At 58.3% G+C, this 21,440-nt stretch carries 21 protein-coding genes; 9 read left to right on the top strand and 12 right to left on the bottom strand.

Annotated elements, in window-relative coordinates:
* The first annotated feature begins 154 nt into the window (after window positions 1-154).
* From AP059_RS21665 to AP059_RS21640, 6 genes are all read left to right on the top strand, one after another.
* Window positions 155-1,645 (top strand): acetyl-CoA hydrolase/transferase family protein, encoded by a 1,491-nt coding sequence (locus AP059_RS21665; protein WP_048363711.1) that lies wholly within the window; start codon window positions 155-157, stop codon window positions 1,643-1,645.
* A gap of 318 nt (window positions 1,646-1,963) precedes the next feature.
* Window positions 1,964-2,179: a DUF1127 domain-containing protein gene (locus tag AP059_RS21660; protein WP_048363712.1), complete on the top strand. Its 216-nt coding sequence runs from the start codon at window positions 1,964-1,966 to the stop codon at window positions 2,177-2,179.
* Window positions 2,180-2,477: 298 nt separating this feature from the next.
* Window positions 2,478-2,795 (top strand): DUF2388 domain-containing protein, encoded by a 318-nt coding sequence (locus tag AP059_RS21655; RefSeq protein ID WP_059766176.1) that lies wholly within the window; start codon window positions 2,478-2,480, stop codon window positions 2,793-2,795.
* Window positions 2,796-2,927: 132 nt separating this feature from the next.
* A complete protein-coding gene (locus tag AP059_RS21650) occupies window positions 2,928-3,221 on the top strand; it encodes a DUF2388 domain-containing protein (protein ID WP_059766174.1) in 294 nt (97 codons plus the stop codon).
* A 26-nt stretch (window positions 3,222-3,247) separates the two neighbouring features.
* Entirely contained in the window at window positions 3,248-3,568 is a 321-nt protein-coding gene (locus tag AP059_RS21645; RefSeq protein WP_048363715.1) for a DUF2388 domain-containing protein, read from the top strand.
* Window positions 3,565-5,526 carry a DUF7844 domain-containing protein gene (locus tag AP059_RS21640; protein WP_059766171.1) on the top strand — a complete coding sequence of 654 codons (1,962 nt, stop codon included), beginning with the start codon at window positions 3,565-3,567 and terminating at the stop codon, window positions 5,524-5,526. Before AP059_RS21645 ends, AP059_RS21640 begins: the two co-directional genes overlap by 4 nt.
* Before the next feature lie 83 nt (window positions 5,527-5,609).
* On the opposite strand, the gene AP059_RS21635 is transcribed toward AP059_RS21640, so the two are convergent.
* The 7 genes from AP059_RS21635 to AP059_RS21605 form a co-directional block, all read right to left on the bottom strand.
* Window positions 5,610-6,503, bottom strand: coding sequence for a response regulator (locus tag AP059_RS21635; protein WP_059766222.1), 894 nt, complete (start codon window positions 6,501-6,503; stop codon window positions 5,610-5,612).
* A gap of 160 nt (window positions 6,504-6,663) precedes the next feature.
* On the bottom strand, window positions 6,664-7,425 hold the full coding sequence (gene phoU / locus AP059_RS21630; protein WP_048363717.1) for a phosphate signaling complex protein PhoU: 762 nt from the start codon (window positions 7,423-7,425) through the stop codon (window positions 6,664-6,666).
* Window positions 7,426-7,511: 86 nt separating this feature from the next.
* Window positions 7,512-8,345 (bottom strand): phosphate ABC transporter ATP-binding protein PstB, encoded by an 834-nt coding sequence (gene pstB, locus AP059_RS21625; RefSeq protein ID WP_059766169.1) that lies wholly within the window; start codon window positions 8,343-8,345, stop codon window positions 7,512-7,514.
* Between the two features lie 158 nt (window positions 8,346-8,503).
* Entirely contained in the window at window positions 8,504-10,174 is a 1,671-nt protein-coding gene (pstA, locus tag AP059_RS21620; protein ID WP_059766168.1) for a phosphate ABC transporter permease PstA, read from the bottom strand.
* Between the two features lie 15 nt (window positions 10,175-10,189).
* Window positions 10,190-12,475 carry an ABC transporter permease subunit gene (locus AP059_RS21615; protein WP_059766165.1) on the bottom strand — a complete coding sequence of 762 codons (2,286 nt, stop codon included), beginning with the start codon at window positions 12,473-12,475 and terminating at the stop codon, window positions 10,190-10,192.
* A gap of 195 nt (window positions 12,476-12,670) precedes the next feature.
* Window positions 12,671-13,657 carry a phosphate ABC transporter substrate-binding protein PstS gene (locus AP059_RS21610; protein WP_048363721.1) on the bottom strand — a complete coding sequence of 329 codons (987 nt, stop codon included), beginning with the start codon at window positions 13,655-13,657 and terminating at the stop codon, window positions 12,671-12,673.
* A 169-nt stretch (window positions 13,658-13,826) separates the two neighbouring features.
* Window positions 13,827-15,116: an MFS transporter gene (locus AP059_RS21605; protein ID WP_059766163.1), complete on the bottom strand. Its 1,290-nt coding sequence runs from the start codon at window positions 15,114-15,116 to the stop codon at window positions 13,827-13,829.
* Window positions 15,117-15,489: 373 nt separating this feature from the next.
* On the opposite strand from AP059_RS21605, the gene AP059_RS21600 reads away from it, so the two are divergent.
* Both AP059_RS21600 and AP059_RS21595 read left to right on the top strand, forming a co-directional pair.
* Window positions 15,490-15,891, top strand: coding sequence for an acyl-CoA thioesterase (locus AP059_RS21600; protein ID WP_003438129.1), 402 nt, complete (start codon window positions 15,490-15,492; stop codon window positions 15,889-15,891).
* A 56-nt stretch (window positions 15,892-15,947) separates the two neighbouring features.
* Window positions 15,948-16,862, top strand: coding sequence for a D-hexose-6-phosphate mutarotase (locus AP059_RS21595; protein WP_059766161.1), 915 nt, complete (start codon window positions 15,948-15,950; stop codon window positions 16,860-16,862).
* A 48-nt stretch (window positions 16,863-16,910) separates the two neighbouring features.
* On the opposite strand, the gene AP059_RS21590 is transcribed toward AP059_RS21595, so the two are convergent.
* From AP059_RS21590 to purE, 4 genes are all read right to left on the bottom strand, one after another.
* Window positions 16,911-17,447, bottom strand: a complete 537-nt coding sequence (locus tag AP059_RS21590) for a DUF3299 domain-containing protein (protein ID WP_059766158.1) — start codon at window positions 17,445-17,447, stop codon at window positions 16,911-16,913.
* A gap of 82 nt (window positions 17,448-17,529) precedes the next feature.
* Window positions 17,530-17,778 (bottom strand): GlsB/YeaQ/YmgE family stress response membrane protein, encoded by a 249-nt coding sequence (locus AP059_RS21585; RefSeq protein ID WP_048363725.1) that lies wholly within the window; start codon window positions 17,776-17,778, stop codon window positions 17,530-17,532.
* A 106-nt stretch (window positions 17,779-17,884) separates the two neighbouring features.
* Window positions 17,885-18,970 (bottom strand): 5-(carboxyamino)imidazole ribonucleotide synthase, encoded by a 1,086-nt coding sequence (locus tag AP059_RS21580; protein WP_059766156.1) that lies wholly within the window; start codon window positions 18,968-18,970, stop codon window positions 17,885-17,887.
* 10 nt (window positions 18,971-18,980) lie between these two features.
* On the bottom strand, window positions 18,981-19,472 hold the full coding sequence (gene purE / locus AP059_RS21575) for a 5-(carboxyamino)imidazole ribonucleotide mutase (RefSeq protein WP_047279087.1): 492 nt from the start codon (window positions 19,470-19,472) through the stop codon (window positions 18,981-18,983).
* Between the two features lie 420 nt (window positions 19,473-19,892).
* Between purE and AP059_RS21570 the strand changes: the two genes are divergently transcribed.
* Window positions 19,893-20,462 carry a M12 family metallo-peptidase gene (locus AP059_RS21570; protein WP_059766154.1) on the top strand — a complete coding sequence of 190 codons (570 nt, stop codon included), beginning with the start codon at window positions 19,893-19,895 and terminating at the stop codon, window positions 20,460-20,462.
* Between the two features lie 46 nt (window positions 20,463-20,508).
* Here AP059_RS21570 and AP059_RS21565 read toward each other — a convergent pair whose 3' ends face one another.
* A complete protein-coding gene (locus AP059_RS21565; RefSeq protein WP_048363728.1) occupies window positions 20,509-21,414 on the bottom strand; it encodes a LysR substrate-binding domain-containing protein in 906 nt (301 codons plus the stop codon).
* Window positions 21,415-21,440: the final 26 nt, after the last annotated feature.

The following is a 21,440-nucleotide window of genomic DNA, read 5'->3' as shown; positions in this document are numbered from 1 at the left end:
CCCCGGCGCTGAATTGACCGGGGTTTTTTATTCCCCAAAGATCCCGACCAAAGGGTCTAAATCGCCGTCAGGCATTCGACCATGGTAGCGGGACGCCAGCCTTTGAAAATGAATAGACTGCGCATCTTGCTTCCGTTGCCCGAGATAACAATCCATGTACCGTGAACGTATTCGCCTAAATTCCCTGCACGATAAGGTCATGAGCGCCGAAGAAGCCGCCGCCCTTATCCAAGACGGCATGACCGTCGGCATGAGCGGTTTTACCCGTGCCGGCGAAGCCAAGGCCGTCCCAAAAGCATTGGCCGAGCGCGCTAAAACATCGCCCCTGAAAATCACCCTGATGACCGGCGCCAGCCTGGGCAACGATCTGGACAAACAACTGACCGAGGCCGGTGTCCTGGCTCGTCGCATGCCGTTCCAGGTAGACAGCACCTTGCGCAAAGCTATCAATGCTGGCGAAGTGATGTTCATTGACCAGCATTTGTCCGAAACGGTTGAACAGCTGCGTAACAATCAACTGAAGCTGCCGGATATCGCAGTAATTGAAGCCGTCGCTATTACCGAGCAAGGTCATATAGTTCCAACGACTTCTGTAGGCAACTCCGCCAGCTTCGCGATTTTCGCCAAACAAGTGATTGTCGAGATCAACCTGGCGCATAACCCGAATCTGGAAGGCCTGCACGACATCTACATTCCGACCTACCGTCCCACGCGCACGCCCATCCCGCTGGTCAAAGTCGACGACCGTATCGGCAGCACTGCCATCCCGATTCCGCCAGAAAAAATCGTCGCCATCGTTATTACCAACAAGCCCGACTCACCGTCCACGGTGTCCGAGCCAGACAGCGAAACCGACGGCATCGCGTTCCACCTGATCAACTTCCTCAAGGCCGAAGTTGAAGCTGGCCGCATGACCAACAAACTCGGCCCGCTGCAAGCGGGTATCGGCAACATCGCCAACGCCGTCATGTGCGGCTTGATCGACTCGCCGTTCGAAGACCTGACCATGTACTCCGAAGTGTTGCAGGACTCGACTTTCGACCTGATCGACGCTGGCAAGATGAGCTTCGCCTCGGGCAGTTCGATCACCTTGTCTGAACGTCGCAACTCGGACGTATTCGGCAACCTGGAGCGCTACAAGGACAAACTGGTCCTGCGCCCGCAAGAAATCTCCAACCACCCTGAAGTGGTACGGCGCCTGGGCATCATCGGCATCAACACGGCCCTGGAATTCGACATCTACGGCAACGTGAACTCCACCCACGTCTGCGGCACACGCATGATGAATGGCATCGGCGGTTCAGGCGATTTCGCCCGTAACGCTCACCTGGCGATCTTTGTGACCAAGTCCATTGCCAAGGCTGGCGCAATCTCCAGCGTCGTGCCAATGGTCAGCCACGTCGACCACACCGAGCACGATGTGGACATCCTGGTGACCGAACAGGGCCTGGCCGACCTGCGCGGCCTGGCACCTCGCGAACGCGCTCGTGTGATCATCGACAACTGTGTGCACCCGGATTTCCGTGAAGCACTCAATGACTACTTCAGCAAAGCCTGTGCAATCGGTGGCCACACCCCGCACATCCTGCGCGAAGCGTTGAGCTGGCACATCAACCTGGAAGAAACCGGGAAAATGCTGCCGTAACACGCGAGTTAGACAGCCGCCGCAGAAAACACTGTTTTCTCGGCGGCTTTTTTGTGCCTGGAGTTTCAAAAACTGTACTGCTGTACTGGTCATTTCCTACTCTTACCACGGCAATTTCTGACTAAATTGATCAAAAATGCACCAACTTAGTGCCGACAGGTACAGTTGCGCCCTTTTATGGCCGTACAGCACCCATAAACAGTTAACTGGCTCATCACAATACAAGTGAACTGTATCTAGAGACTCTCGACACGGAGGAGGATCATGGGCACCAGTTAAACCACTCGCCAATGCCGCCACAAGCGGAAGGATGCCATCATGGAACGTACCCTCAGTTCCGATCTGTTCAATGAAAGCAACACTGTAAACACCCAGGCTTCCATGCCTTTGCGCGTACTTGCCAACCTGATGTTGTGGCAGCGCCGTATCTCCAGCCGCCATCAACTGGCTCGCCTGGATTCGCGTCTTCTGGCGGATGCCGGGATTAGCGAAGCACAGCGTTACGAAGAGCTGAGCAAGCCGTTCTGGCGCTAACAAGCGCTCGCTGGCCCTGACCACCGGTCCACCGCCAGCACCCAGAATTGAAAAAACAAAACCCGTCGCGGGCAACCGCTGACGGGTTTTGTCGTTTCAGCAGCCCTGTTTACGTAAGCCACAAGCGAATAGGTACAGTTTTAAATTCAGCACACACAAACAAGTACAGTTATAGAAATCCTTGAGCCAGAGCGCTAAAACACCCGCTACAGGTAAAACATTCTTTGCCCCGCGCAGCACTCGGCCTACTATTCGCCCATAACGTCTAACGTATAAGCACCTGCCAAGGAGTATCACCATGTCCACACTTCGCCTACTGAGCGCAGCGGCTTTGCTGGTTGTTGCCGCCAGCGCCAATGCTTCCAGCTTCATCGTGACCACCGATGCCATCGTAGGCACGCTCAAGGCCACCACCGACCTGACCTCAGATGCCACCAACTCCATCCGCGACAACAAGATAGTGCGTGCAGCCCGTGACGACGCCGCCAGCTTTGTCGCCAGTGAAGGCACTATCCGTGGCGTTAAGCTCGAAAGCGCACTGGACTTCATCCGCCAGCAAGCACCACAGCTGCAAGCCTCCGACACCCAATTGGCTCAGGCCATCCTGACCCTCTGACAGAGCGTCTTCCTGTAGGAGCGCGCTTACTTGAGATAAAGCCCGCCCCTACATGAAGAACACGCCCCCCGCTCTGGCCCTGCCCCGCCCATTACGCTAGCCTTGGCCCTCGCTCAACCAACGTCGAGACCCATGCGCTTTCTCTCTATCGCTTTACTTGCCCTTTGCTGGGTTCAATCTGCATCCGCCTTCGACACCAGCACACAAACCACAGTGCTCACCGGTTATGTCACCAGCAAAGTGACGTCGGCACCTTTGGACAACAAACTGATCCTCGCCGCTCAGGATGACGCTGCCGCTTTTATCGCCAGTGACGGTCAACTGCGGGGTTCGCAGTTGGAGTCTGCGTTGCGCTACGTGCGCCACAGCCAACCAAAATTGAGTGCCAGCGACTTTGAACTGGCACAAGCGATTCTCGTCCAATAAACACCCGCGTTTTCAGGAGAAATGTCATGCGTAGCCCGTTGATTGTCGCCACCCTTGGCCTGTTGTTGCTCGCCGATGTGGCGCAGGCACAAACCCTGGTGCAAACCAGTAACATCATCGTTCGCGCATTCGGACGCACCATCGACTTCACTTCTGACACCACCACCTCGATCCGCGACTCAAAAGTAGTGCGCGAGGCCCACGATGACGCCGCTACCTTCGTTGCCAGCCAAGGCGACATTCGCGGCGTACAACTGGAAGCGGCCTTCAACACCCTGCGCGATCGCGTACCTGAAGCACGCAACGCCAGCGATCAAGTACTCGCCGAAGCCATCCTCGCACTGTGAGGCCGATAGCGCGCTGGCTCGCCGCCTGTGGCCTGCTGCTGATCGGCAGCAGCGCCCAGGCCGCGCTGCATCTGCAACTCAAGACCGACGGTCTGAGCCCGGCTGAGCAACAGGCGACCCAAGCCTTGCTCGACGAGGCCATGCACAAGCTGCCACCGCGCTTGATCGAGCAATTGGACCGCCAGATTCTGGTGGGCTGGACCGAAGGCATGCCGAGCAACGCCTACGGCCAAGCCTCACTGGTGTCCGAGCTGGACCTCAATCGCAAGCTACTGGCGAGCCTGACCGACGGTTCGGCCGCCACCGAGCAAACCAATCGCCCCCACGGCACGGTACGCCGCGAATTACTCGCCACCGTGCTGCACGAGCTGACGCACATCTACGACCGCGCACGTCTGTGGCCTGCTGCCGAGCGCACCCAAATCCAGCGTTGCACGCGCCAGCACAACAGTGCCGGGCTGATCGGCCTGCCGGACGACTGCCGAGGCCAGGCCGAACGCCGCTTCACCCTCAGCGACGATCCGCGGCTGCTTGACCTGGCAGGGTGGCAGCAATACGTCGGCCGCCGCGGCGAACGGGAGCAAGACAACCATCAGGTGGTGCGCAGCCCCGACCTCTACGAGGTCAGCAACCCGCGAGAATTTGTCGCGGTCAACATGGAGTACTTCCTCCTCGACCCGGCCTACGCCTGCCGCCGTCCGGCGCTGTATCGCTACTACAAAGAGCGCTTCGGCTGGGCGCCCGCGGCCAAGGATGAATGCCCCAAAGGCTTCGCCTTTCTCAATGCCGGTAACGACTTTGCCAAACAGCCGCTCGGCACCGTCGACCCTGAACGCGTGTATGCCGTGGACTACTTGCTTGCCGAGGCCAACCAGGAATGGGCCAGCCGCTGGGGCCACAGCATGCTGCGGCTGGTGATCTGCGCGCCGGGGCGTCCTCGGGGCCCGGATTGCCGGCTCGACCTGCAAGAACATCTGGTGTTGTCCTACCGCGCATTCGTCAACGACGTACAGCTGTCGAGTTGGGATGGCCTGACCGGGGCTTACCCCTCACGCCTGTTTGTATTGCCGCTGGCCCAGGTGATCGACGAATACACCAAAACCGAACTGCGCAGCCTGGCGTCCGTGCCGCTCACACTCAACCGCGCCGAAATCGAAGACGTGGTAGAACACGCCGCCGAAATGCACTGGAGCTACGATGGCAACTACTACTTCATCTCCAACAACTGCGCGGTCGAAACCCTGAAACTGCTGCGCAGCGGCAGCGACAATTCGCAGCTCAAAGGCCTGGACAGCATCATGCCCAACGGCTTGCTGGAGGTGCTCAAGGCCCGTGGCCTGGCTAATACCAGCGTGCTGAACGACAAAAAAGAAGCACTGCGTTTGGGTTATCGCTTTGACTCGTACCGCGACCGTTATCAGGCGATGTTCGATGTACTCAAGACCCGTCTGCCGATCAAGCAAACCAGCGTCGAAGACTGGCTCGCGCTCAGCCCGGATGAGCGTCGCCCGTGGATCGGGCAAGCCGACCTGCGCGCCAGCGCAGCGTTGTTACTGTTGGAGCAAGCAGCCTTTCGCCGCCAACTGCTGTTGGCGCAAGACGAGGTTAAACAGAAGTACTTGAAGGTACGCGGCATTGAAGGCGCCGGTATGGACAAGGCCAATCAGACACTGCAAGAGATCCTCGCCAGCAGCGGCTTTCTCAGTCGTCCGGCCGAACTGCTTGGCAGCAGCGGCTATGGTTTGCCACAGGCAAAAGAGTGGGAAATGCTCGAATCAGAAAGCAGCCAGCGCCAGCAGCAGTTACTGCGCCTGACCGGTGATTTGGACAAAGAAGTACGCAGCCTGCTGGAGCCGGCGCGCGCGGCTGAAATTGCCGCGACCGAGGCCAACGTCAAACACATCGGCGAACATCTGCGAGCGATCCACAAAGCCTCCGGCGGCCTGCAACTGCCATAAGCCCTGTAGTCGTTGACGAGCAGCGCGAGGCTGCGATCGCAGCCTCGTACCTCGACAGCGGCTACGGCTTACACCGGTGCGTCTTACGCCCCCGGTACGAAGTGTTTTTGTGCCGTGCCGTGGGCTATTAACCGCGAGAGGTAACCCATCTTCGCCGCATCCTGGTCCACGAAGCGAAAGGTCAGTTGCAACCAGTCACTGTCGGGCTTGGGCTCGTAAGCCACGACGGCGTGCAGGTAACCATTCAAACGCGCTACTTCGGCGTTGTCGCCCTGCTCAAGGTCGAGCACTGCACTTTCCAGTACCTGTGGCAGCACTTCACCCCTACGCACCACCAGCAGCGCTTCCTTCAAGCTCAGCGCCTTGATCACACACGCTTGAGTACCGCTCGACAGGCGCAATTGCCCCTGACCACGTCCGGTCGGGGTTTGGCTGGCGGCTTTGGCCGCCGGGGCCGCAACGGTCTGCGGGCGCGCAGCCGTTGCTAGGGCCGGGGTTGCCAGTTGGGTCTTGCCACCGGTCAACGCGCTCAACGAGTCATTGCCGAAGGCCGAATTCATGCGCGTCGGTGCGCACGCCATCACCGCGTCCATCAGGCCCGCTTTGGTGAAGGCTTTTTTCACCTTGGTCAGTAACTGCTCATTGGTGAACGGCTTGCTGACAAAATCCGAAACACCGGCCTGAATCGCCTGCACCACGTTCTCTTTGTCGCCACGGCTGGTGACCATGATGAAGGGCAAGGTTTTGAGAGGGTCTTGCTCGCGGCACCAGGTCAGCAGCTCAAGGCCGGACATCTCTGGCATTTCCCAATCACACAGCACCAGATCGAACGCATCACGGGTCAGCATGGCCTGTGCTTTGCGGCCGTTGACCGCGTCTTCGATCTTGATGCCCGGAAATGCATTACGCAGGCATTTTTTAACCAGATCGCGAATAAACGACGCGTCATCCACCACCAACACACTGACCTTGCTCATCGATTGCTCCTCTGAAATCTTGACAAGCATGCGCCGAATGATGGCCATGTGCCAAATCTTGGGGGCACCCCGAATCACTTTACGTTCGCAGAGCGCCTGAATATGAACGCCGAAAAGCAAAACGCCTGGCTAGAGCCAGGCGTTTTCATCTCGGGCAGTCTTATTTATCGTCAGGTGGTTGCGGAACATTAGCGTTATCACCGCCTGTGCCTTCAACTTCTTCACGCATGCGCTTAAGGCCCATGTGGCGCACGTCTGTGCCACGTACCAGATAGATGACCAACTCCGAAATATTGCGCGCGTGATCGCCAATGCGTTCCAGCGAACGCAGCACCCAAATGATGCTCAGCACCCGCGAGATCGAGCGCGGGTCTTCCATCATGTAGGTGGCCAACTCGCGCAACGCCGTTTTGTATTCACGGTCGATGATTTTGTCGTACTGCGCCACCGACAGCGCCAGGTCGGCATCGAAGCGGGCAAATGCATCCAATGCATCGCGCACCATGTTGCGCACCTGATCGCCGATGTGTCGCACTTCAACATAACCACGCGGCGCTTCGCCCTCTTCACAGAGCTGAATCGCACGGCGGGCAATTTTGGTCGCTTCGTCACCGATGCGCTCAAGGTCGATCACCGACTTGGAAATGCTGATGATCAACCGCAGGTCAGAGGCCGCAGGCTGACGACGGGCCAGAATGCGCAAGCATTCTTCGTCGATGTTGCGTTCCATCTGATTGATCTGTTCGTCGATCTCACGCACTTGCTGAGCCAGCCCGGAATCGGCCTCGATCAACGCCGTGACCGCGTCGTTAACCTGCTTCTCGACCAGCCCGCCCATGGCCAGCAAGTGGCTGCGCACTTCTTCGAGTTCCGCGTTGAACTGCGCGGAAATGTGATGGGTGAGGCCATCCTTTGAAATCATGGTTCTGCTCCGCAAAAGCTGTGAGCCGCAAGCTATACGCTGCTAGCCAAATGTGTCGTTACCGCGAACTGTAAAGCCCGCCCCCACTAGCCATAGCGCCCGGTGATGTAGTCTTCGGTCTGCTTTTTGGCCGGGTTGGTGAACAAGGTGTCGGTGTCGCCGTATTCAACCATTTTGCCCATGTACATAAAGGCGGTGTAATCCGACACCCGCGCAGCCTGCTGCATGTTGTGGGTCACGATGACGATGGTGAACTTGGACTTAAGCTCGTAAATCAGCTCTTCGACCTTCAGCGTCGAGATTGGGTCGAGTGCCGAGCACGGCTCATCGAGCAACAACACTTCGGGTTCAACCGCGATGGTACGGGCGATCACCAAACGCTGTTGCTGACCACCGGACAAACCCAGCGCCGAGTCGTGCAGGCGGTCTTTGACCTCATCCCACAACGCCGCACCTTTAAGCGCCCACTCAACGGCTTCGTCGAGGATGCGTTTTTTATTGATGCCCTGAATCCGCAAGCCGTAGACCACGTTCTCGTAGATGGTCTTGGGGAACGGGTTGGGCTTCTGGAACACCATGCCCACCCGGCGACGCAGCTCAGCCACGTCCTCGCCCTTGCGGTAAATGTTGTTGCCGTACAGGTTGATCTCGCCTTCAACGCGGCAACCGTCCACCAGATCGTTCATGCGGTTGAAGGTGCGCAGCAACGTGGACTTGCCGCAACCCGAGGGACCGATAAAGGCGGTCACACGCTGCTTTGGAATGTTCAGGCTCACGTCAAACAGCGCCTGCTTTTCACCGTAGTAAAGGTTCAGGCCCGGGACTTCAATGGCCACTTCTTCGTTGGCCAGGTTCAAGCTTTGTTTGGTGCGACCCAGGGCGGACATGTTGATGCCGTGGGCGGAGGATTCATGCTGCATGGGTTGCTCCATACGCTAAACATTCGTGTCGGTCGTTCTGACCGGGCTTTTCATCTGCTGTAGCAACGAACTGGCTCACACTCCAGACACCTCGGTCCCACCTTGAGACCCTGCCGATGCCTTCAACGAGCACGCTCGCGCCTACAGGTGTTGCGTTATCAGCTTTCCAGCGCCTTGTACTTCTCGCGCAGGTGGTTACGAATCCACACTGCCGACAGGTTCAGGGTCGCAATCACCAGCACCAGCAGCAGCGCCGTGGCGTACACCAGCGGTCGTGCGGCTTCAACGTTCGGGCTTTGGAAGCCGACGTCATAAATATGGAAGCCCAAGTGCATGATCTTCTGGTCAAGGTGCAGGTACGGGTAGTTGCCGTCCAGCGGCAGCGACGGCGCCAGCTTGACCACACCCACCAGCATCAGCGGTGCCACTTCACCCGCCGCGCGCGCCACGGCGAGAATCATGCCGGTCATCATGGCCGGGCTGGCCATCGGCAGCACGATCTTCCACAAGGTTTCGGATTTGGTCGCGCCCAATGCCAGCGAGCCTTCACGCACGGTGCGCGGAATACGCGCCAGCCCCTCTTCAGTGGCCACGATCACCACCGGCACCGCCAGCAGCGCCAGCGTCAGCGACGCCCACATCAGGCCCGGCGTACCAAAGGTCGGCGCGGGTAAGGCTTCGGCGAAAAACAGGCGGTCAACCGAGCCACCCAGTACATACACAAAGAAGCCCAGGCCAAATACGCCGTACACAATCGCCGGTACACCCGCCAAGTTGTTCACCGCGATACGGATGATCCGGGTCAGGGTGTTCTGTTTGGCGTACTCACGCAGGTACACCGCTGCCAGCACGCCAAACGGCGTCACGATCACGGCCATGATCAAGGTCATCATCACGGTGCCGAAAATCGCCGGGAAGATCCCGCCTTCGGTGTTGGCTTCACGCGGGTCTTCGCTGAGGAACTCCCAAATGTTGCTGAAGTACATCGCCAGCTTCTGCCAGCTGTTCATGGCGTTGGGCTGGTAAGCCTTGACCACTTTGCCGATGTTGATTTCCAACTCTTTGCCGTTGGCATCGCGGGCCGTCAGGCTGTCGCGATTGAACTGTGCATGCAGCTCGCCCAAACGGTCTTCGATGGCTTTGTAACGTGCATTCAGCTCGGCACGTTCGGTTTCCATGTCCGCCTGGGCTTGCGGCGTCAACTTGCCTTCGAGTTCCAGCTTGCGGCTGTGCAGACGAATGCGCTCCAACCCGTAGTTGATCGCGCCAATGTCTTTCTTTTCCAGTTGGCTGAGTTGCTTGGCCAGCTCGTTGACGCGCTTGACCCGGGCTTGCACCTCAGGCCAGGCCGCCGCGCCTTCAGCGACTACCTTGCCGTTTTCTTTCACATTGACCAGGTAACCGTAAAAGTTGCCCCACTCGCGACGCTCAATGGCCATCAACTCGGGGGGCGTCTTCTGGTCAGTCAGCCACTCGCCGACGACCCAGGTGAAGTCGTTACCGTTCAAGTCGCGGTTGCCGACCTTGATCAGCTCGCGGGTCATGAACTCCGGGCCTTGGTCGGGCACTGGCAAACCGGCGCTTTTGAGGCGTTCGCGCGGCACTTCTTCCTTTTGCACCACTTCGCCCAGTACGACGTGATTAGCAGAGCCGGGCACGTTGTATTGCGCCAGCACCAGATCCGCGGGCCAAAAATGGCCCAACCCGCGCACCGCAATCACTGCCAGCAAACCAATGGTCATGATGACCGCGAGCGACACCGCGCCACCGCTGATCCAGACACCCGGAGCGCCGCTCTTGACCCAACCTTTGAGGGAATTCTGTTTCACAGACTTCTACCTTCCTTAAAGCGACGAATATTTCTTGCGCAGACGCTGACGAATCAGCTCGGCGAGAGTGTTCATGATGAAGGTGAACAACAACAGCACCAGCGCCGAGAGGAACAGCACGCGGTAATGGCTACCGCCCACTTCCGACTCTGGCATCTCCACCGCCACGTTCGCCGCCAAAGTACGCAAGCCTTCGAACAGGTTCATTTCCATGACCGGCGTGTTACCCGTGGCCATCAGCACGATCATGGTTTCGCCCACTGCACGGCCCATGCCGATCATCAGTGCCGAAAAAATCCCTGGGCTGGCGGTCAGGATCACCACACGGGTCATGGTCTGCCACGGTGTGGCACCCAGCGCCAGCGAACCCAGGGTCAGACCGCGCGGCACGCTGAACACGGCATCTTCAGCAATCGAGTAGATGTTGGGGATGACCGCAAAGCCCATCGCCAAACCCACCACCAGAGCGTTGCGCTGATCGTAGGTAATGCCCAGATCGTGGGAGATCCACAGGCGCATGTCGCCACCAAAGAACCACGCTTCCATGAACGGGCTCATGTACAGCGACAACCAGCCAATGAACAGAATCACCGGGATCAGGATCATGCTCTCCCAACCCTCCGGCACGCGCAGGCGGATCGACTCAGGCAGGCGGCTCCAGGTGAAACCGGCCAGCAAAATACCGATTGGCAACAGCATCAGCAGGCTGAAAATACCGGGCAAATGGCCTTCGACATACGGCGCCAGAAACAAGCCGGCAAAGAAGCCCAAAATCACCGTCGGCATCGCTTCCATCAACTCGATCACCGGCTTGACCTTGCGGCGCAGGCTCGGCGCCATGAAGTAGGCGGTGTAGATCGCTGCCGCTACAGCCAGCGGTGCCGCCAGCAACATGGCATAGAACGCCGCCTTCAACGTACCGAAGGTCAATGGCGCAAGGCTCATCTTGGGTTCGAAATCGGTGTTGGCGGCGGTCGATTGCCAGACGTATTTCGGTTCATCGTAGTTCTCGTACCAGACCTTGCTCCACAGCGCGCTCCAGGACACTTCCGGGTGCGGGTTCTTCAAGGTCAGAGGCAGCAGCTTGCCGCCCTCTTCCACGATGATGCGGTTGGCACGCGGCGACAACGCCATGATGCCGGGGCCTTCTGCGACTTTTTCCACCAGCAGGGTGCGGTGCGCGGTGCTGTGGAACACGCCGATTTCACCGGCTGCGTCCAGGGCCAGGAAGCCTTTGCGACGCTGCTCAGCGGTGATTTCAACAATCGGCGAGTCGCCCATTTTGAAGCTGCGGATGTGCTTGAAGCGCGATTCGCCATCCGGGTCGCGGGCCATGAACCACTGGCTCAGGCTGCCGGTCGAGTCACCAAAGATCAGCGAAATACCGCCCACCAATTGCGTACTGGCAGTGATTTGTGTGGTGGCGTCGTCCGCCAGCTTGTAACGGCCATTCAGGCTCTTGTCACGCAGGCTGAACACATCGGCCTGGGCGCGACCATTGATCACATACAACCACTGCTGACGCGGGTCGATGTACAGCGCTTTAACCTGCTCGGTCATTTGCGGCAAGTCGATGCGGGTCTCGGAGTTCGTGACCTCGCCCGTCATCATGTTTTCTTCGCTGGCCAACGACAGCACGTTTAATTGCGAACCCGCAGAGCCGGCCAACACCAACGTCGAGTCATTCACATTGAGGTTCACATGATCCAGCGCACGCCCTTGCGGGTCGAGGGCGATGGGCGCTTGGCCATACGGGTATTCAACCGCCGGGGTGATGGTTTTTTTGCCATCCGGGTAGCTGACTTTATACGTGTGACGGAACACCAGCGCCTGGCCATTGGACAAGCCCAATGCCACCACCGGGTTACCCGGCTGGTCTTCACCCAGCGAGGTCACTTGCGTGCCGGGCGGCAGTGGCAGGTTCACGCGCGACAGTTCTTCGCCATTCTTCGCATTGAAGAACAGCACCATGCCTTGGTCGGACACGCGCATCCCGACCTGATTTTGCTCCTCGACGGAAATCATCAGCGGTTTACCGGCGTCCTGCATCCAGACCGGCGTGATCGCCTGCTTGGCGTTCAGGTCCGCGCCCTGGAACAGCGGGAACACCACATAACCAAGGAAGAAGAAAATCAGGGTGATTGCGCCGAGCACGGCAAGCCCGCCGATAAACACATACCAGCGGGTGAGGTGATCTTTAAGCGCGCGAATGCGCCGCTTGCGTTGCAGTTCAGGCGTATTGAAATCAATGCGCTTGGGAGCGGATGTCGTAGTCATTGGGGAATTGGCCAGATCATTCATGCGCACACCCTAGCGGTCCTGTATGACAAAAAGATGACAAAGCAGTGACGCAAAAAAGCCGCTGCCCAGTGGAGCTGGCAGCGGAGTGGAAAATTGAGGTGAATACAGCTCACAACGCGTAGCAGCTGCCGCAGGCGGCGTCCGACGGCGTAGCCGTCGTCATTTCGCACGTAGCCTTCGGCAACTGCTACAGGTTTAGTTACCTTCTTTCAAACCCAGGTCAGCCAAGGCTTTGGCAGCGACTTTGGCGGGCAGCGGGATGTAGCCATCTTTGACGACCACTTCCTGACCTTGCTTGGACAGCACCAGCTTGATGAACTCGGCTTCCAGCGGGTTCAACGGCTTGTTCGGCGCCTTGTTCACGTACACGTAGAGGAAACGCGACAGCGGGTATTTGCCGTTCAATGCGTTTTCTTCGGTGTCTTCGATGAACTCAGAGCTGCCTTTTTTGGCCAATGGCACGGTTTTCACACTGGCCGTTTTATAACCAATGCCCGAGTAACCCACGCCGTTGAGCGAGCTGCTGATCGATTGCACCACCGAGGCAGAACCGGGCTGTTCGTTAACGTTTGGCTTGTAGTCGCCTTTGCACAGGGCTTCTTCTTTGAAGTAGCCATACGTGCCCGACACCGAGTTACGACCAAACAGCTGTACCGGCTTGTTGGCCAGATCGCCGGTCACACCCAGGTCACCCCAGGTTTTGACGTCTTGTTTGGCGCCGCACAGACGGGTCGAGGAGAAGATCGCGTCCACTTGCTCCATCGTCAGGTGCTTGATCGGGTTGTCTTTGTGCACGAACACGGCCAGGGCATCCACCGCCACCGGGATTGCGGTTGGCTTGTAGCCGAACTTTTGCTCAAAAGCCGCCAGTTCGTTGTCTTTCATCTTGCGGCTCATCGGGCCCAGGTTAGCGGTGCCTTCAGTAATCGCAGGGGGCGCGGTCGAAGAACCGGCAGCCTGAATCTGAATATTGACGTTCGGGTATTCTTTTTTGTAAGCCTCAGCCCACAGGGTCATCAAGTTCGCCAGGGTATCGGAACCAACGCTGGACAGGTTCCCCGACACACCGGTGGTTTTTACGTAGGGCTGAATAGCCGGGTCAACACCAGCGGCAACCGCATTGGCAGTTGCAACGCCTGCGGCGACAAAAGTCAGGGCCGCCATCACACGCTTCAGTTTCATGCCTTACTCCTAGCAAACGGGGTTAGATGAATCGGGGGCCAGTATCTGTAGGCCATGTGACTACTCTATGAACCGATTGTGACAATTAGATGAAAGGCCAGCATTCGCAACGAATGGCTGGCCTTCTAAAGGAGCGAGGGTTAGCGTCTAAAACGCTATAACCCGTGTATCAGCGGCCCTGCTTCCACAAATAAGCCCCCACCAGCAAACCCATCGTGCAAATGATGGCGACGTAATAGGCAGGGCCCATTGGGCTTTCTTTCAGCAGCAACGTCACCGCCATCGGGGTCAAGCCGCCGAAAATGGCGTAAGCCAAGTTGTAAGAAAACGACAAACCACTGAAACGCACCACCGGCGGGAAGGCTTTCACCATCACATACGGCACCGCGCCGATAGTGCCTACAAACAAACCGCTCAGTGCGTACAACGGAAACAGCCAATCCGGGTGCTGCAACAGGCTGTGATAGAAGGTCCACGAGGTAATCAGCAACGCGGCACAGCCGAATACGAACACCTTGCCCGCGCCAAAGCGGTCAGCCAACGCACCCGAAGCGATACAGCCCACGCTTAAAAAGACGATGGCCAAGCTGTTGGCTTTCAGTGAGACCGTGGCTGAAAAACCGTAAATGGTTTGCAGCACCGTGGGGGTCATCAAAATCACCACAATGATCCCGGCCGACAACAACCAGGTCAGCAGCATCGAAACGGCAATCGCACCCCGATGGTCACGCAGTACGGTTTTAAGCGGCACCTCTTCGGCCAGCGCCTTGCGCAGTTGCAGCTCGGCAAATACCGGCGTCTCATGCAGCCAGCGACGCAAGTACACCGAAAACAGGCCAAATACACCGCCCAGCAAGAAAGGAATTCGCCACGCGTAGTCAGACACTTCGACCGGGGTGTAAAGCGTGTTGATTGCCGTGGCCACCAGCGAGCCCAGCAAAATACCCGCCGTCAGCCCGCACGTCAGCGTGCCGCAGGCGTAGCCCACATGCCGCGGCGGCACGTGCTCGGCCACAAACACCCACGCCCCCGGCACTTCTCCGCCGATTGCCGCGCCCTGAATCACCCGCATCAGCAGCAACAGGATCGGCGCCCACATGCCGATCTGCGCGTAGGTCGGCAGCAACCCCATGATCAGGGTCGGGACAGCCATCATGAAGATGCTCAAGGTGAACATCTTTTTGCGCCCCAGCAGGTCGCCAAAATGCGCCATGACGATGCCGCCCAATGGCCGTGCCAGGTAACCGGCCGCAAAAATACCGAAGGTTTGCATCAGGCGCAGCCATTCGGGCATGTCAGCGGGGAAGAACAGCTTGCCGACTACCGTGGCGAAGAACACAAAAATGATGAAGTCGTAAAACTCAAGCGCGCCGCCCAAGGCAGACAGCGACAACGTCTTGTAGTCATTACGGGTCAAGGGGCGCGAAGGCGGCGCGGCGCTGGAAGGCTCAGTGATCATGGGGTTTGGGCATCTCTTATTAGGCTAGGCAAAAGCGTCAACACCGCGGGCAATGGCCGGGCGGTCTCGAAAGATAACAAATTGCCTGCAAAAGCACAGAGGTAGACGTGTCGCCCGTTTAAAAAGCAGAATCAGACGGTCGTCGACGGCGTTGTCGCCCGATATACTCGCCAACCGTAAGAAACTACCTACGGCTTCTGAGTGGCTGTGCGAAACACCTTAAGGTGTCCTTCAGCCGATCTCACAGAGTTTCCCCTTGGCGCGGCTTGGGAAGAACGTGACGAACGTAGTATGTTCGGGCTGAATCGTTTTTCTAAAGACGCTTTTTCACCCGCAATACACATGATGAATCACGGGTCAGAGGCCCTTCGGCATGCTAGAGCTCGAACAAGAAGATCCAATCCCGCAAGGCGACCTGGCCTTGCAAATCACTGCCCTGCCACGCGAAACCAATGGTTTCGGCGATATTTTTGGCGGCTGGCTGGTGTCCCAGATGGACCTCGCGGGCACCGCGATGGCTAGCAAAGTTGCCGGCGGGCGTGTAGCCACCGTCGCTATTGACCGTATGGCGTTTCTGGTTCCTGTGGCAGTCGGTGCTCAGTTGTCGTTCTACACCCAAGCGCTGGAAATCGGCCGCAGCTCGATCCAGATGATGGTTGAAGTGTGGAGCGACGACCCGCTGTCCAGCGAATGGCGCAAAGTCACCGAAGCCGTCTTTGTGTTCGTGGCCATCGATGGCAGCGGTCGCACGCGCTCGGTGCCACCGCGTCGTTAAACCTCGCGCGGTTTTGCCTGTCTACTGCTGCCCCTGCCATTTAAAGAGAACCTGCCATGCCCAGCCATAAGTTACTCCCAAGCACATCGTTCAAATTGGGCAGGCTGGACTGTTGGCACTTTATCCACGGCAACGCTCAACTGCTGGTCGCCAAACAAGGCGCGCAGGTGCTGAGCTATCAGGTGGGCGAAGATAAGCCGATCATTTGGCTTAACGAAAAAGCCAAGTACGAACACGGTAAAGGCATTCGTACCGGCGTACCCATTTGCTGGCCATGGTTTGGCAACCTGGCACTCAACCCGCAAAGCGTGCAAGACATGCGCGCCAGCGAGCAGCCCGCCACCGCCCACGGGCTGGTGCGTACGCGCGAATGGGAACTGCTCGATTACGACGACGCAGGCGAAGCGCTGCATATAGAACTCGGCGTGCCACAGATCGAAGGTGGCCTGCCCGGCTGGCCCCATGACGTGGCACTGACCCTGAGCATTCGTCTGGACACGCAACTGCACCTGAGCCTCACCAGCCATAACCGCAGCGACACCGCCGTGAGTATCAGCCAGGCGCTGCACAGCTATTTTGCGGTCAGCGACGTGCGTAAGGTTCAGGTCAAAGGCGTCGACGGCCTGACCTACATCGAAACCCTCGATGACTGGAAACACGTCAAACAGGCGGGCGACTTGACCTTCAGCGGCGAAACCGACCGCATCTACCTCAACACGCCGGACACGCTGAGCATTGTTGACCCCGACTGGTCGCGCAGCATTGAACTCAACAGCCGAGGCTCGCGCAGTGCCGTGATCTGGAACCCGTGGATCGGCAAAACAGCCAGCTTCAGCGACATGGCCGCCGATGGCTGGCAACGCATGCTCTGCATCGAAACCGCCAACGTGATGGATGACGTGATTACCCTGCAACCCGGCGCCAGCCATACGCTGGGTGTGAGCATCGGTACTCGACCACTCACGGCGTGATCCCGATCACGCAGAGCTGCGAGCTTTTAAGCTTTACAGACCGCAGCCTTACAAATCTTCTTCCTTCACCACCCTCACGTTGCCCGCCTCCAGCGCATAGGCGGCATCGGCCAGATCATTGCTGACCTGTTCAACCTTCAGCGTGCCCGTGACCCACAGCGGCGTGTAGATATCGTCCAGCTTCAAGCCTTTGGGGTAGCGCACCAGCACCAGTTGATTGGGCGGCGGTGGCGGGACGTGAATGCATGCGCCTGGGTAGGGCACCAAAAAAAACAGCGTGCTGCGCCCTTTGGCATCGGCTTCCAGGGGCACCGGGTAACCGCCCAAACGGATGCGTTTGCCATTCATGCTGGCCACGGTTTTGCTCGAATACATCACGGCCGGCAGGCCCTTGCTTTGTTTCAGGCCGCCTTTATCGGTAAACGTCCCCTGGGCTTCAGGCGAGTCATGGTCGATTTCAGGCATTTGTTCGAGGGCCAGTTGATCCGACTTCGGCATCAGGTCGAGCCAGTCGGTTTCCGGCAGATCAGCCGCGTGGGCCAGGCTTGCGCCCAGCAAAAGAAAGGTCAGTACAAGACGGCGCATGGCAGGCTCAATTAAGAAGGACTGGGGACGCCGCGCATTCTAGCCCTCTCTGCGGCTGGCGCAGAGAGAACCCGACACTCAATCAGTTCTTTTTCGAGACCATGCCGTAAATCACCAGCAAGATCACAGCGCCAACGACTGCACCGATGAAACCGGCACCTTCGCCCGCCTTGTAGATACCCAGCGCCTGACCGCCATACGTGGCTGCCAGCGAACCGCCGATACCCAGCAGGATGGTCATGATCCAGCCCATGCTGTCATCGCCCGGTTTCAGGAAACGGGCCAGCAGGCCAACGATCAAGCCGATAAAAATGGTTCCGATGATGCCCATGGGCGCTTCCTCTCTATAGATGGCGTTAAACCAAAGCCTAGTCAGCACTTTGGCATCACGCCATCAGAGAGCGGCGGCCACCGAATGGTTCCCGCCGATGTTCGTCTTACGCGTGGTCGATCAGTGCTTCAACGCGCAGGATCTGCGCTTGCAAGGTCGCCATGTCAGCGCAGCGCAGGTTGGCGTGACCGACCTTGCGGCCCACCTTGAACGCCTTGCCATAGTGGTGCAAATGGCAGTCGGCAATCGCAATCACCTGCTCAACCGGCGGCACCGTGCCGATAAAGTTGAGCATGGCGCTTTCGCCCACCTTGGCCGTGGAACCCAGCGGCAAGCCTGCAATGGCCCGCAGGTGGTTTTCAAACTGGCTGCACTCGGCGCCTTCTGTGGTCCAGTGCCCCGAGTTGTGAACACGCGGCGCGATTTCGTTGGCCTTAAGGCCACCGTCGACTTCAAAGAACTCGAACGCCATCACGCCCACGTAATCCAGCTGCTTGAGCACACGGCTGGAGTAGTCTTCAGCCAAAGCTTGCAGCGGGTGATCGGTACTGGCCACCGACAGCTTGAGAATGCCGCTGTCGTGGGTGTTGTGCACCAACGGGTAAAACTGTGTTTCCCCATCACGACCGCGCACGGCGATCAGCGACACTTCACCCGTGAACGGTACAAAACCTTCCAGCAGGCACGCTACGCTGCCCAGCTCGGCAAACGTACCCACCACATCGGCAGGGGTGCGCAGCACTTTCTGGCCCTTGCCGTCGTAACCCAACGTGCGGGTTTTGAGCACTGCGGGCAGGCCGATGCTGGCCACGGCGGCGTCCAGGTCTGCCTGGGACTGGATGTCGGCAAAGGCCGGGGTCGGAATGCCCAAGTCTTTGAACATGCTTTTTTCAAACCAGCGATCACGGGCAATGCGCAACGCTTCGGCACTCGGGTAAACCGGTACAAATTGCGACAGGAAAGCCACGGTTTCAGCCGGTACGCTTTCGAACTCAAACGTGACCAGGTCGACTTCATCCGCCAATTGGCGCAAGTGGTCCTGATCGCCGTAGTCAGCACGAATATGTTCACCCAAAGACGCCGCACAGGCGTCGGGAGCCGGATCAAGGAAAGCGAAGTTCATGCCCAGCGGGGTCCCCGCCAAAGCCAGCATGCGACCCAACTGGCCGCCACCGATTACACCGATTTTCATCGTTAAAACCTCAGGCCAGGCGCGGGTCTGGATTGTCCAGCACGCTGTCAGTCTGTTCAGCACGGAATGCTTTCAAAACGGTATGGAATTGGGGGTGCTTGGCGCCCAGGATGCTGGCGGACAGCAGCGCCGCATTGATTGCGCCGGCTTTACCGATGGCCAGTGTCGCAACCGGAATGCCCGCCGGCATTTGCACGATGGACAACAGCGAGTCGACACCCGACAGCATCGACGATTGCACGGGCACACCAAGCACCGGCAAATGGGTTTTCGCGGCACACATGCCGGGCAAGTGGGCTGCGCCACCGGCACCGGCAATGATGACCTCGATGCCGCGGCCTTCGGCCTCTTCGGCATACTGGAACAGCAGATCCGGAGTGCGGTGGGCAGAGACCACTTTCACTTCGTAAGGGATGCCGAGTTTTTCCAGCATATCGGCGGTGTGGCTGAGGGTGGACCAATCGGACTTGGAGCCCATGATCACGCCTACCAGTGCACTCATCGTCGCGCCTCTTCTCTTGGGCGCCCGCAGGCGCGTCAAAAAACAACAAGCCACGTGGGGGATCCGACGTGGCTTGTTATAGGAATTAAGGCCGGTCAAGCCAGCCGAAGGCCGCGCAGTATACCCCAAAGAAGTGCGTTAAAAGCACCTTTGGTGACCATCTGTCTGCGCCCCTCTAAATCCCACAAACGCCCGGTTTTACTGACCTTCAGGTCAAGCCATGAACAGCCGGCAACGCCCCGCAAAAACCTGGCACGCGGCTACCTGCTGCCGCGAAAAGAGCCACGACTCGTAGCGAATCCAGTCAGCTGCGAAATGCACTGCGCCGCTCTAACCTTCAGCTTCACCCGGGGCCATGCGATGCCTTCATGGCACCCCGCGACATTCAGCCCTCAGCCAGTCATGCACAGGAGGAGTTACATGAACCCCATCAACCTCAATGCGTTCATCCACAACAGCGTCTCTGACGCCACCTATCAAAACCTCAAAACCTTTAACTTCGATCATTTCGTGCAAGAGCTGGGCAACATCAGTGGTCGTCAAATCAACGTTAACCTCTACGAATACGTACCGGGCGTCACTGACTTCGACTACAAAAGCCCTGATACCGCCACGAAAGTGAATGAATGGAACACCGTGGCTAACCAGTTCGCCAAAGACATCGGCGTGACCCCCTATCAAACTGACCGCAACATATTGGTCATTGATGGCTTTATCACTGACTCCGTCGCGGGTGCGGCCCAGTCCGGCGTTAATGCAGGCAACTCGGTGATTGCTTCCACCGTTGACGCCACCACCATTGCGCATGAGGTAGGCCACACCTTTAATGCCAAACACACCGGCGTGATGCAAACCCCCGACCCTGCCAACCGAGGCAATGTGCTTTCAAGCTACATGGCCACAGGCGATGAAGTGGGCAGCGGCAGCCTTTTGCGTTTCAGCACCATCAACCGCGATCGCATTAAAAGCTTTCTAGGCAAACTTGAATAACGCCCGCCACCTGGCTTTGCGCCGTTTGGGCAAAGCCAGGTCACCCTCACTCAGGCTGCGTACCACTTTCCAGCTTGCGCCACAGCAACCGCACATTGGCCTTACGCACCAAGGCGCAGCGATACAGGCGAATCTCCAACGGTACGTGCCATTGAGGCCCGCCACACACCACCAATTCACCGCGCGCCAGTTCGGCCCGCACACTTAAATGCGGCACCCACGCAATGCCCAATCCTTCGAGCGCCATGCTCTTGAGGCTGTCCGCCATAGCGGTCTCATAAATAGTGGTGAAACGCAGGCTGCGTTGGCGCAGCAACAAATTGACTGACCGCCCCAGAAACGCGCCCGCGCTATACGCCAGCAACGGCACGCTTACATCGCCTTCCAGGTCAAACAACGGCTTGCCGTCTGCATCCGCCGCACACACGGGCAACATTTCGGTATTGCCCAGGTGCAAAGACGGGAAAATTTCCGGGTCCATTTGCAAAGCGGCGTCAGGATCGTAAAAAGCCAGCATCAAATCGCAGCCGCCTTCGCGCAATGCATGCACCGCGTCTCCGACGTTAGTCGCAACCAGACGCGTCGCGATGTTCAGCCCTTCATTGCGCAATTGAGCGATCCAGCGCGGGAAAAAACCCAGCGCCAGGGAGTGCGCTGCCGCCACTTGCATGACCTCGCCCTGCCCGCCTTCGAGGTGGTGCAGGTGACGCAACACCTCGCCCAGTTGCTCAACCACGGTGCGTGCCGTGACCAAAAACAGCTGACCGGCCGCAGTCAACTCCACCGGGGTGCGGGAACGATTCACCAACGTCAGCCCCAGCGCGGATTCAAGGCTGCGAATACGTCGACTGAAGGCCGGCTGCGTCACAAAACGACGCTCCGCCGCCTGAGAAAAACTGCGCGTGGCGGCAAGAGCACTGAAGTCTTCGAGCCATTTACTTTCGAGATTCATCGAGCCTCCCAGAGGCGCACCAATTT

It is taken from the genome of Pseudomonas sp. TAA207 (assembly GCF_001529285.1).
Lineage (GTDB): Bacteria > Pseudomonadota > Gammaproteobacteria > Pseudomonadales > Pseudomonadaceae > Aquipseudomonas > Aquipseudomonas weihenstephanensis.
The sequence above is the reverse complement of the archived record's forward strand: the minus strand, read 5'-3'. Positions and strand labels throughout refer to the sequence as shown.